Source organism: Ureibacillus sp. FSL K6-2830 (assembly GCF_038004145.1).
In the GTDB taxonomy this organism is placed as follows: domain Bacteria; phylum Bacillota; class Bacilli; order Bacillales_A; family Planococcaceae; genus Ureibacillus; species Ureibacillus thermosphaericus.
In genome coordinates this window covers 1,878,809-1,891,939 of the sequence record NZ_JBBOQR010000001.1, presented here as the reverse complement: position 1 = coordinate 1,891,939, position 13,131 = coordinate 1,878,809, and the positions used below count along the sequence as shown (strand labels likewise).

The 13,131-nt window shown below is 34.9% G+C and carries 11 protein-coding genes; 5 read left to right on the top strand and 6 right to left on the bottom strand.

From position 1 onward, the window contains the following. Positions 1-112 precede the first annotated feature (112 nt). Positions 113-1,696, top strand: a complete 1,584-nt coding sequence (locus NSU17_RS09255; protein WP_016838314.1) for a long-chain-fatty-acid--CoA ligase — start codon at positions 113-115, stop codon at positions 1,694-1,696. 37 nt (positions 1,697-1,733) lie between these two features. On the opposite strand, the gene NSU17_RS09250 is transcribed toward NSU17_RS09255, so the two are convergent. The 5 genes from NSU17_RS09250 to NSU17_RS09230 form a co-directional block, all read right to left on the bottom strand. Then, entirely contained in the window at positions 1,734-3,170 is a 1,437-nt protein-coding gene (locus tag NSU17_RS09250; protein WP_340704853.1) for a DEAD/DEAH box helicase, read from the bottom strand. Between the two features lie 339 nt (positions 3,171-3,509). Next, positions 3,510-4,205, bottom strand: a complete 696-nt coding sequence (locus NSU17_RS09245) for an alpha/beta hydrolase (protein WP_168412639.1) — start codon at positions 4,203-4,205, stop codon at positions 3,510-3,512. Positions 4,206-4,322: 117 nt separating this feature from the next. Beyond that, positions 4,323-5,687, bottom strand: coding sequence for a UDP-N-acetylmuramoyl-tripeptide--D-alanyl-D-alanine ligase (locus NSU17_RS09240; RefSeq protein ID WP_340704852.1), 1,365 nt, complete (start codon positions 5,685-5,687; stop codon positions 4,323-4,325). A gap of 12 nt (positions 5,688-5,699) precedes the next feature. Continuing rightward, on the bottom strand, positions 5,700-6,773 hold the full coding sequence (locus NSU17_RS09235) for a D-alanine--D-alanine ligase (protein WP_016838318.1): 1,074 nt from the start codon (positions 6,771-6,773) through the stop codon (positions 5,700-5,702). 112 nt (positions 6,774-6,885) lie between these two features. After that, complete coding sequence (locus NSU17_RS09230; protein WP_340704851.1) at positions 6,886-7,635, bottom strand: hypothetical protein; 750 nt, start codon at positions 7,633-7,635, stop codon at positions 6,886-6,888. 204 nt (positions 7,636-7,839) lie between these two features. Between NSU17_RS09230 and NSU17_RS09225 the strand changes: the two genes are divergently transcribed. Beyond that, positions 7,840-9,036, top strand: a complete 1,197-nt coding sequence (locus tag NSU17_RS09225; protein WP_340704850.1) for an FtsW/RodA/SpoVE family cell cycle protein — start codon at positions 7,840-7,842, stop codon at positions 9,034-9,036. Positions 9,037-9,077: 41 nt separating this feature from the next. Here the strand turns inward: NSU17_RS09225 and NSU17_RS09220 are convergent, their stop codons facing one another. Next, complete coding sequence (locus NSU17_RS09220) at positions 9,078-9,209, bottom strand: Lmo0850 family protein (protein ID WP_340704849.1); 132 nt, start codon at positions 9,207-9,209, stop codon at positions 9,078-9,080. A gap of 248 nt (positions 9,210-9,457) precedes the next feature. Between NSU17_RS09220 and NSU17_RS09215 the strand changes: the two genes are divergently transcribed. The 3 genes from NSU17_RS09215 to cls all read left to right on the top strand — a co-directional run bounded on the left by NSU17_RS09215 (position 9,458) and on the right by cls (position 13,124). Then, the gene (locus tag NSU17_RS09215; protein ID WP_340705498.1) at positions 9,458-10,624 is read left to right on the top strand and encodes an MFS transporter; all 1,167 of its coding nucleotides are present in this window, start codon (positions 9,458-9,460) and stop codon (positions 10,622-10,624) included. 143 nt (positions 10,625-10,767) lie between these two features. Next, the gene (locus NSU17_RS09210) at positions 10,768-11,559 is read left to right on the top strand and encodes a YwqG family protein (protein ID WP_340704848.1); all 792 of its coding nucleotides are present in this window, start codon (positions 10,768-10,770) and stop codon (positions 11,557-11,559) included. 110 nt (positions 11,560-11,669) lie between these two features. Then, positions 11,670-13,124 carry a cardiolipin synthase gene (gene cls / locus NSU17_RS09205; RefSeq protein WP_340704847.1) on the top strand — a complete coding sequence of 485 codons (1,455 nt, stop codon included), beginning with the start codon at positions 11,670-11,672 and terminating at the stop codon, positions 13,122-13,124. The last annotated feature ends 7 nt before the right edge of the window (positions 13,125-13,131 follow it).

The following is a 13,131-nucleotide window of genomic DNA, read 5'->3' as shown; positions in this document are numbered from 1 at the left end:
AGCTTAGTAAATTCATATATATCATATTAGACTTCCTAGTGCTTTCTCTGTATAAATTTTAGAATTTTCAGTCTAATAAAATCACTATTCATTACGTAAGGAGTGTAGTTGGATGAACGTACCTTTAGTTTTAACCCATTTTTTAGATCGAGCCGTTGCATTATACGGAAATAAGGAAGCAATTATCAGTTATGAAGGGGATCGGCGATTCACTTATTACCAGTTCAACACCCGAGTAAATCAGCTGTCAAGGGGGCTACAATCTTTAGGCATTAAAAAACATGATAAAGTAGCATATCTTGCCCCAAACACGATTGAAATGCTAGAAGGTTTTTATGGGATATATCAAGTTGGTGCAGTAATGGTACCTTTAAATATTCGTTTAAAACCTGAAGATTATCTTTTTATTTTAAATCATAGCGAGTCAAAAGTATTGTTTGTAGATCAAGAACTTTATCATTTAATTGAACCAATCAAATCAAAATTAAATACCGTCGAATCAATTATTGTTCATAACAAAAATAGTGAAACAAATGAAATCAATTATGATGAATGGCTTGCTTCTTTTGATGGTTCAAACTTTGACAGAGTTGATTTGGATGAAAATGATGAATGCAGTTTATTATATACAAGCGGAACAACCGGTAATCCAAAAGGCGTCCTTCTAACACACCGAAACAATTATTTACATGCTTTAAGCTCGATGCATTTCTTACGCGTTACAGATCGAGATGTATACTTACACGTCTTACCGATGTTCCATGTGAACGGGTGGGGATCACCTTTTTATTATACTGCCAATGGAGCAACTCACGTTACGTTGAGAAAAGTTGCAGCTGATCAAATCTTTGATGCTATTCAAAAATATAAAGTAACAGTCATTCATATGGCACCTACTGTATTAAATACATTATTGCAATATTATGATGAACATAAACCTGTGGTGTCTCATAAAGTGAGAGTTGTTATCGCTGGATCTGCACCACCTCCTGCCTTTGTTGAACGGGTTGAAAAAGACCTTGGCTGGGAATTCATCCAAGTTTATGGAATGACAGAATCTTCACCACTGAGCTTAGGTTCCCGAATACTTTCACAATATGAAAATCTTTCAGAAGTTGAAAAAATGAGATTGAAAGCAAAAGCCGGTACACCATTTATAGGTACAGAAGTAAAAGTAGTGGATGAAAACGGCGAAGAAGTTCCTCACGATGGGAAAACAATGGGAGAAATTATTGTTCGTGGACACGGCGTGATGAAAGGCTATTGGAAAAACGAAAACGCTACAATGGAAACAATCATTAATGGTTGGTTATATACAGGCGATGTAGGCACCATTGATGAGAAAGGTTATATCGATATAACTGACCGTAAAAAAGATATTATTATAAGTGGCGGTGAAAATATCTCTTCCATAGAAGTAGAAGGCGTATTATATGAACACCCTGCTATAAAAGAAGCAGCCGTCATTGCTATTCCACACGAAAAATGGGGAGAAACTCCTCACGCCATTGTCGTATTAAAAGATGGCTACCAGGTTACTGAGCAAGAACTAATCGACTTCACTCGTTCAAAATTAGCACATTTTAAGGCAATAAAAAGTGTATCTTTTGTAGATGAGTTGCCAAAAACAGCTTCAGGCAAAATACAAAAAGTTCAATTACGCAAACAATATATTGAATCGGTTCAACAAATATAAAAAGCAGGAGGGAAGCCCTTCCTGCTTACATTTATTCTTACTTTCTACCTCGACGGCGTTCTCCCGTTTTCTTACCGCCTTCTCTTCTGCTTCCACGGTGTTCTCGGCGAACACTTCGTCCCCCACTGCGTCCATTTGAACGTTCTTTTCGCATTGGAAGCGGACGTTCTTCTGTAATTTTCACTGGAGTATCGTCCGGCTCTTTTGTAAATGATTTGATGGCTGCAGCTATAAGATCTACTGCATCATAATCTTCCAATAATTCTGTTGCTAGTAATCGATAATCTTTTAAATCATTTGCTTGAACAACTTCCACAAGCTTTTCAATCGCCAATTTCTGTTGCCCTGCTAATGCTTCGTCTTCAGTTGGTGGGCGCAGAGGCGTCATGCGTTTATTTGTTGTTTCTTCAACGATTCTTAAATAGCCCATCTCTCTTGGTGTTACAAATGTAACAGCAAGTCCTGATTTCCCTGCACGCCCAGTCCGACCAATTCGGTGTACATAACTTTCCGGATCTTGAGGGATATCAAAGTTATACACATGAGAAACTCCAGAAATATCTAATCCACGTGCAGCCACATCTGTTGCAACAAGGATATCAATTTTATTTTCTTTAAACTGACGTAATACAGACAAACGCTTTGATTGGCTCAAGTCTCCATGAATACCTTCTGCTAGATATCCACGAATATTTAACGCTTGCGCTAATTCGTCTACACGGCGTTTTGTACGACCAAATACGATGGCCAATTCCGGTTGATGTACATCCAAAAGACGAGTTAAAATATCAAATTTTTCTCGCTCCTGAGTTTTCACAAAATATTGTTCAATATTTTCAACCGTCATTTCTTTTGATTTAATTTTCACTTCTTTTGGATTCTTCATAAATTTCGTTGCAATTTTACGAATCGCTGGCGGCATTGTTGCTGAGAACAACAACATTTGGCGATTTTCAGGCACTTTTTCTAAAATCGCATTAATGTCATCAATGAAGCCCATGTTTAACATTTCATCTGCTTCATCTAATACAAGGGTTTGAACATGTTCAAGTTTCAATGTACGACGGTTGATATGATCTATTATTCGACCAGGAGTTCCAACGATAATTTGCGGTTTGTTTTTTAAAGCACGAATTTGTCGTCCGATATCTTGTCCACCGTAAACAGATAATATTTTTACTCGCTTATCATATCCAATTTTATAAAGCTCTTCTGAAACTTGAATAGCTAGTTCGCGAGTCGGTGCAATAATTAATGCTTGAATATCCGGATTATTCGTATCAATTTTTTCGATAATCGGAATACCGAACGCCGCCGTTTTACCGGTACCTGTTTGTGCCTGTCCGATAATGTCGCGACCTTCTAAAGCAAATTTAATAGTTCCTTCTTGAATGGGTGTTGCTTCTTCAAATCCCATACGTTTTAACGAACGTAATGTAGATTCACTAATATTAAATTCTGAAAAATTTGTCAAACTCTTCAATCTCCTTTTTTCTCTTAAGTCGACAAATGGTTACATTTTTCAGATGGAATGTCGGCAAATATCGAGCCTTTAGTTAGAACGTTCCGTCAAATTAATAAATCCTCATACTTAGAGAAAACATTTATTTATATGAAAAGGAAAGCCCGGTCTTTGCCGAGCGGTTCAATTCTATGCATTTCAATATGTTCCAATAGAATAAAACCGATAAACTCAAAAAAAAGTACTCTTCGTTTCCTTTGAAGAGTATTTGTATAAAATGTATCCATTGCTCTCCCTAGTCTACACGGTACATGAAAATTATGCAACGATAATGCTTCTATTGTCTAAAGCTTATTTTTCAGATTGTAAAAAATGCAGTACATCCGGAAACCAAGATTCACAATCGTCGCTATAACAAATATGGTGTTTACCACAAGATGAAAAGTAAATATATTTTTCCTTTGATGAAAGTTTATCGTATAAATATTGAGCGGTTGTATACGGAACGATTCCATCACATTTTCCTTGAACAATAAAGGTTGGTATATTGATTGACTCAATATATGGTTCAACCTGCCGGACGATTTTCATAAATTGTATTGCTGCACTAACAGGTACATTTTTTAGTTTATACTCATATCGCTTAAATAATTCATTATTTTTTAAATGTCCTTCAATGGCTTCTTTTGCAAACTTTTGTAAATCGCTTAATAACTGCTTTGGAGCAATATATTTCACAGCCGCACTAAGCAAAACGATTTTCTTTATAGGATATCGTTTTCCTAAGTATAAAGCGATGACTCCTCCCATGGAAAAACCTACAACATAAACCTTGTCGACTTTTTTAGCTAATCTTTTATAAGCAAGCTCAGCATCAATCAGCCAATGCTCAGCTGTGAAACCTTTTAATGAAAGTGTTTCACCATGACCACAAAATGTGGGGATTTCCACAATCCAATCGGTTTGATTTCGTATGTATTCTGCTAAAGGTTGCACCTCATACGGTCCTCCAGAAAATCCGTGCAACATCAATACACCAACAGACATAAGAAAACACTCCTGTTGCAGAAGAATTCTTAAAAAAAGTGAAATTCACTTCGAACACCATTCGTCCCGTTCTTTTCTGCCGGAGTCTCCATGAATTCCACTTTAATGGCGAATTCTTTATTTATTGAAAGTATTAATTATCGTCTCTAATTTCATACCTCGAGATCCTTTAATTAAAATTAACGAGTCTTTATCGGCATGTTGTTTTATATAATCAACGATTTTCCCGTAGTCATCTTTCGTGTGCAATATTCGCCCAGAAAATCTTGGTGCTATTTTGTGATATAACCATTCCATACGAGGCCCAAATAAACATATTCTTGAAATACGATTTTCATCAATGTATTTAGCTAATTCTTCATGGAATTGTTGCTCTTGATCTCCTAACTCCAACATATCTCCTAAAACTAGCCATTTATCTTTTCGCATCGATGTGGATTGGAGGAATTCAATTGCCGCTTTCATTGATGTTGGTGCTGCGTTGTAAGCATCATTTATAAACAAAACATCTCCAACAGGAACAAGTTGCATCCGCATATCTGTAAGAGATACTTGTTCCAACCCTTTGCGAATTTGTTCATCTGACATTCCTAAAGATTTTGCGACAAGCATAGCACCTAACGCATTTTTCACTTGATGTTTTCCTAATATCGGAATAAAAAATTCGCCGTTTAATTCACCATCAACAATAAAGCGGCTGCCCTTTTCCGTCGTCTCTATTTCTCGAATCATTAAATCATTTCCTTGTTGAAAACCGAATGATTTCGATCTTAATTGGGGAGTAATTTCAATTAATGCTCTCAATAGAGGCTCATCACCGTCATAACATAATACACCTTCTGAATCGAATCCCTTAATAATTTCAAATTTCGCCTTCGCTATACCTTCTCTTGATCCCAAATCTTGCATATGAGCTTCGCCAATATTCGTAATAACAGCATAATGCGGTTTAGCTAATGTGGATAAAAACTCAATCTCGCCAAACCCGCTCATTCCCATTTCTAAAACTGCAATTTCTGTATCTTCATCAAGAGACAATATTGTAAGAGGCAAACCTAGTTCATTATTAAAGTTACCAATCGTTTTTTGCACTTTATAAAATGGTGAAAGCAAACTTGCTAAAATATCTTTTGAAGATGTTTTTCCGTTCGAACCTGTGATTCCAATGAATTTTGCCTTCAGCTCATTGCGGTACATACGCGCCATTTGTTGCAACGCGAGCCCAGAATCCTCTACAAAAAGAAGCGGTACATCTTTTGGTGGATTCGGTTCATCTTTTAACCAAAGGGAACAACTTGCTCCTTTTTCAAAAGCTTGAAGCACATATTTATGTCCATTCGTTTTTTCCCCGCGAAAAGGGATAAATAAATCTCCTTCTTTAATTGTTCTTGTATCAATGGATACGCCGGTTACGATTTTTTCACCATGTTCACCAGCTTCGATATTTAACCAATTTGCAATGTCTTGAATACTTTTTCTCATCATTCATCCCACTTATTCTCTATTAAATTGAAGTTGTTGTTTTTCTTTATGTCGCTCAAGTGCTAATTCGATTAGCTGATCAATTAATTCAGAATAGTTTAACCCACTGTTTTGCCAAAGAAGTGGATACATGCTGACAGGAGTGAAGCCTGGCATCGTATTTACTTCATTTATAAATACTTCATCTCCACATACGAAGAAATCAGCTCTTACTAAGCCGGAACAATCTAAAACTTTAAAGGCACGAATGGCCATATCTTTCATTTTCTCTTCCACTTCTTTTGTAATTTCTGCCGGAATAATTAATTTTGTTGATCCGTCCTTATATTTTGATTCGTAATCATAAAACTCAGTTGTTGGCTTTATTTCTCCTGCTACGGATACTTTCGGTTCATTATGTCCAAGCACAGCCATTTCAATTTCACGGGCTTCAATTCCTTGCTCTACAACTACTTTCCGATCATATTTAAAAGCGATATTAATCGATTTCTCTAATTCTTCTCTGTTCGATGCTTTGCTTATTCCTACGCTAGAACCTAGGTTTGCCGGTTTAACAAACATCGGATAAGTTAATTCACGTTCACACTTTGAAAGCAATGCCTCTTTGTTTTGGTCCCATTCATATCGAATAAAATAAACGAATGGTACTTGATTTAGTCCTGCAATGCTAAACAATTGCTTCATGACAACCTTATCCATTCCAGCTGAAGAGGATAGAACACCATTTCCAACATAAGGAAGGTTCAATAATTCAAGCAATCCTTGTACTGTGCCATCCTCACCATAAGTACCGTGGAGCAATGGAAAAATCACATCAAATTTTGCTTGTTCCTGATTCTCATCCAAAATAAATTCAAGAATGTAGTTTGGTTTACTTTCTTTCTTTGTAAATTGTAATTCTTCAATAGATTCAGCTGGTTTCGTTAACTGAGGACCTCTGCACCATTCGCCATCAATGGTAATATAAATCGGAATTACTTCATATTTATCAAAATCGATAGCTTTGGTTACCGCTGTAGCCGTTATTAGTGATACTTCATGCTCCGCGGATTTCCCCCCATATAATAATCCGATTCGTTTTTTCATTTTTCGACCTCCAACTTTTGAGTAATACTAGTTTATCATGAAAAGATTTAATTCATGAATGCTAAAAAGAAAAAACTCCCTGTCATTTGGCAATACCCTTGGACAGGGAAGTTTACTTCAGTTTAATAAATTCATCATGTTCTTGTTTTAAAATCATTTTTAAATCATTCCATACTTCATCAGGATAATCATAATCGGAGAGTGTGCGAATTTCTAAGCCAAAGTGGTTGTCTGGTTTATCCACTTTATAAAGTGAAATCAAGGCACCTTCTTTAAAATAATTGCGATATGCTTTTAATAATGAGACGTCAATCGTTGGAATTGTTTCCTTCGACTTTCTTCGCCAAAAACCCCCATTTCCTCCGTTTTCTTTTATAATATTATTGATAAGTGTTGAAATGAGAGTCTCAAAATCTTCTAAGTAGCGAAAATAAATTTTCGTTGTTTGATCAGCTGCGGATGAACAATACACATAACGATTTTGCAGGTTCACAAAAAACGGTGTTGTAACAGGTTCCTTTTTATGAGCTAAATATAATAATTCTGCTTGCTCAATGGGAGTAAGCTGATTTACATGCCTTTCGTCAGCAAAATCAACCCAGCACAAATCTTGATTTGTATCATCCACTTTTTTAACAAAGTTTTTTATTTCATCGCTTGGAATATAATCTAGCTGGGTATGCATATTAAATAAACCATCTTCGTAATTGTGTTTTAACAGTAAAACATTTTTGATTGAATCGATTGCTCCAATAAATTGTTTTAATGACAAACCACTAAAAATAACAAAGCGATCAACATCGTTCATATGTATAAACAAATGGTAAAAATAATCATCAACCGTCTTATGTTTTTTAGCCATTCGATCACTCTCCAATACCGCAACAGTTAAGTTTATTATATGATGTAATTATATTTTTTGAAACAATTTCACAAAGGTTTCGTCTTATTGTTGTGTTTTAATCGGATAAAATCATATTTTCGCTATAATACCATATAGAATATGATACAGTATATTGATGAAGAGCTTTGTTGATTGCAATATTATAGAACATAGGTGGACAAAATGGAGAATAACAGAAATTTTGCAGAAAGATTCGATTGGAAACTTGCTGCCATACTCGTCATGTTTTTAATTATTAGTTTAGTAGCTATTTCTTCCGCTCAAACGACAGGGCAATATGGTCAAATAAATTTTGTTTTTAAACAATTACAATGGTACGTGATTGGTTCCTTCATCGTTGCTTTTGTCATGTATTTCGAGCCGGAGCAATATAAAAAAATGTCTTGGTATTTATATGGTTTTGGAATTTTACTCTTATTTGTACTTATTTTTATGCCAGAAGGTCAAGGCCAAATAGGGGAGCCAAAAAACGGAGCAAAAAGCTGGTATCATATACCAGGTATCGGAAGTATTCAACCTTCTGAATTTATGAAAACTTTTTTTATTCTTGCAACCGCAAGACTGATTAGCACTCACCATGAAAAGTATGTAAGTAAAACACTTAAAACAGACTTTTTACTTTTAGGAAAAATTGGTTTGTCATTATTCATTCCGCTTGCTCTTATCATGCAGCAACCTGATTTAGGTTCATCACTAGTATTTATTGCCATTACTGCTGCACTCATTGTTGTTGCAGGAATTTCATGGAAGATTATTCTACCTATTTTTATCAGTGGTATGAGCATTGCCGGATTAATTTTATGGATGGCTTTATATATGCAAGATTTTCTTGCAGAATATTTAGGAGTAAAACCTTACCATTTCGGACGAATATATTCATGGATTGATCCATACTCATATGCAGATAAAGCTGGTTATCATTTAATCACTTCACTCAATGCCATTGGTTCAGGAGAAATTTTCGGCAAAGGATATATGAACCGTGAAGTATATGTAGCAGAAAACCATACCGATTTTATCTTTGCCGTAATCGGCGAGGAATGGGGATTTATAGGTGCTAGTTTCGTCATTTGTCTTTATTTCCTATTAATTTACCATTTAACAAAAATCACACTCACATTAAAAGATCCATTCTGTACATATGTGTGTGCTGGTATTATCGCAATGATTACCTTCCATGTTTTTGAAAACATCGGAATGACAATACAACTACTTCCGATTACCGGAATCCCTTTACCGTTTATTAGTTACGGTGGAAGTTCACTTATGGGAAATGCCCTTGCTATTGGTCTTGTATTTAGCATGAAGTTCCATTACAAAAAATACATGTTCTCAGCAAATGAAGATGATGAATTATAAAAAAATTCCCGCCGATGCGGGAATTTTTTCGTTCAACCAAATCAATATTGAGAAGTAGTTTTTGGTGGTGCTAATACTTTTAACAATTCCAGTCGTGACTTTGTTACAGTTGCAGTTACCCCTAATTTTGATAATTTTGAAGCAATCTTTCTCAAATCCATTTCCTTGCCCATTCCAACCACCTATCCTCACATTATATTATTTACAACGTACAAATAGTGAAAAAAGTTTCGTACAAATATCCTCAAAAAATTTTACCATGATTCTATTCCGTTTAATTTTTCAAAAATGTTACAACTACAATTTTGTCAAATAAAATGCCTTAAAAATTTATGGCATATTGAATTTACTTGTTTTCAAAAATCGGTAAAGTTACAATGTACAGTGTTCATACTAATTTAAAATTTATAAAGGCAGGAACATTATGAAAAAGATTGTTCTATTATTAGCTATACAATTTCTCGTTTATTTGGGATTCGGAATTATTATTCCTGTTTTGCCTGAAGTAATTGTGCAAAACCAATGGGATGAAGTTCATGTTGGCGGGTTATTAACGGTTTACGCATTAGCCAGCTTCTTTACAGCACCTTTTTGGGGACAATTATCTGATAAATTTGGCAGAAAACATTTAATCTTAGTAGGTCTTGTTGGTTTTTGTTTAAGTTTTCTTATTTTCAGCTTATTTATCGATCATTTATTTATGCTATATTTTTCACGCATCGTTGGTGGATTGTTTTCTGGGGCTTTATATACATCTGTCACAGGATATATCAGTGATATATCCACAAACGAGAATCGCAATAAATATATGGGCTTAATGGGCATGTCGATTGGTCTAGGGTTCATTTTTGGTCCTGCGATTGGCGGAGTGCTCGGTGAAAAGAGTTTGCATCTTCCTTTCACTGCGTCAGCAGCTCTAATTGCCATTCTCTTTGTTATCGCACTTATTGGATTAAAAGAACCTGAAAGAAAAGGAGAAGCAAACAAGCGGCAAATCATACCAAAAGGTGCATCCACGCTTTTCCAATATCGCGTTCGATATTTATTTCTCTTTTCATTTTTCGTTACATTTACGTTAGCGGGAGTAGAAGCAACATTTCAATTGTTCCAAATTAATCGCATCAGCATCACTCCCCTTCAACTAGGATATTTATTTATGTTTAGTGGATTTGTCGATGCTTTCATTCAAGGAGGAGTCATTCGACAAATAAAAGATGGTACAGAAACAAAATGGCTGTTTGCAGCTCAAATCGTGACTGCTATCGGGCTACTATTCATTGCTCTAACATCTAGCCTGGTAACGGCCGGCATTGCTCTATGCGTGTTTACAGCAGGTAATGCATTAGCTAGAACATGTGTTGTTTCGCTAACAACTAAAGAATCCGGAGGAAAATACGGTCTCGCTGCTGGACTTTCTTACTCAATGGATAACTTAGGCCGAATTATCGGACCGTTATTTTTCACTGTTTTATTTAAAGTTGGAATGTCTCTAACTTATTACATCTCGTTCATCATTAGTTTGATTATCATCGTATTCATTTTCATTTTCAGTCGTTCAAAAAAATCCCTTCGCACTGAATTTGAATAAATAGCTAATTATCAATAAAAAGGGAGCGTTAAATCCTTCAAGCGCGCCTTTTTCATATTTTAGAAAAGGTAACAACATATTTTTATGCATATATTTACTACAAACGGTTATAAGAATAATAAAAATGTGTTGGAGGATAGAACTTGGACTTTTCATATTTGTTACGATTGCCGTCCCAATTTGAAGGGATTCGTACAAGACTAGAAGCATCATTATTAAAAGCAATAAATATTTTACCTACCATTCAACAAACCAATATCACTGATAGTAAATTTGCTGGTTATCCATATTTACCAAAAACTATGAAGTATCCAAAAGATATAGATGGGAATTATTTAATACTTCTTGCTCAAATAAATTTTGAACAATGTCACTCGTTTCATCCATTTCCGTCACGAGGAATATTGCAATTTTTCATTTCACCTTCATTAGCGAAGTATCAACTGACCGAAGAGATTTTTCAACATTATTTTAAAGTTCGCTATTATCCCAATATATTACCTGAACATGAACTAGTCACAGATTTTTCATTTCTGCCAAACTTTGCATACTCCCCGATAAGAAATGAGATGGCACTCCGATTTAACTATACGATCGAACCAGTTTCTGCAATGGATTATCGATTAACAAAATATATCAGTCACTCAGATTTAAATAAACAGCTTCATGATGGACGTACACTTGAGGAACATTATTTTGAACATTTTTTAGGAGCAGAGCATAAAATCGGAGGATATCCCTACTTCATTCACCAAGATACTAGAACTCATTCAACCCTGTTAAAACGTTATGATACGCTACTATTGCAAATGGTTTCAGATGATGAGCAAAATATAATGTGGGGAGACTCTGGAATCATCAAATTTTTTATTAATAGCAAAAAACTCGCCCATTGTGATTTTACTGATATATATTTGCAGGCTGAACAGTACTAGCTAATGGGCAACCAATCAAGAGGTTGCCTTTTTATATGCCAATAATTTCTATCTAATCAATAAATACGTTATAATAATATATAATTACTGGGGGAGTAGGTGGGTATGGAATGAGCATCATCATTAATTCAATCCCTTTCATTCCTATCTTATTTGCTTTAAATATTATTCTAGCCATTACAATTATCTTTTTAGAAAGAAGAGATGCATCTTCCACTTGGGCATGGATTCTTGTTTTATTTTTCCTACCCTTAATTGGCTTTATTTTATATTTATTACTTGGCAGACAACTACGAAAAAAACATTTATTTCGCTGGGATGGACAAAAAGATATTGGCATCGACAATTTAATCAAATATCAAATCGAAGCCCTTGAAAATGATACGTTTCAGTTTAATGAAAACTACGTTAAAAATTATAAAAATCTTATTCAAATGAATTTAAATACGGGAGATGCCATTCTTACGCAGGATAATCAAGTACGAATTTTTGATGACGGAGTTGAAAAATTCCAATCATTAATCAATGACATATTGAATGCAAAAGATCATGTTCATATTCAATATTACATTTTCAAGCTCGATAATTTAGGGCAAAGAATTTATGAAGTATTAAAGAAAAAAGCAAAACAAGGTGTCAAAATTAGAATCTTATACGATGAAATGGGTTCAAGAAGCATAAAAAAAAGGCACTTTAGAGAATTGATTAAATTAGGTGGAGAAGTTGAAGTATTTTTCCCTTCGATTTTCCCGCTTATTAATCCGCGTTTGAATTTTAGAAACCACCGAAAAATCGTCGTGATTGATGGTCGAATTGGTTACATTGGTGGCTTTAATGTCGGTGATGAATATATAGGTTTAAACAATAAATTTGGCTACTGGAGAGATACCCATTTACGCATAGAAGGCAGTTCAGTTCTTCCAATCCAAACTCGCTTTATTTTAGATTGGAATCAAGCTAGCGAACACAAAATAGAATATTCAGAACGTTATTTCCCTGCCATCCCTAAAAAAGGGGATGTGGCTATGCAAATTATCTCCAGTGGTCCTGATACAGACTGGCCAACAATTAAAAACGCATATTTAAAATTACTCATGGAAGCAAAACGGTATATTTATATTCAAACACCTTACTTTATTCCGGATAACAGCTTCTTAAATGCAATTGAAGTGGCTAGCCTATCTGGAATCGATGTACGCATTATGATTCCAAATAAACCTGACCATTTGTTTGTTTATTGGGCTACCTATTCTTATATTGGGGAATTATTGAAGGCTGGCGCGAAAGTGTATATATACGATAAAGGATTTATCCATGCGAAAACCATCGTAATTGATGATGAAGCAGCTTCAGTAGGAACTGCTAATATTGACGTTCGAAGTTTTAAATTAAACTTTGAGGTGAATGCATTTATTTATGATAAACTTGTTTGCCATGAATTAGCCGAAATCTTTGAAAAAGATATTTTAGATTCTAGAGAATTAACACTGGAACAATACGAAACTCGTTCAGTCATAATCAAATTTAAAGAGTCAATTTCTAGACTGTTAACTCCAATATTATAAAGAATTC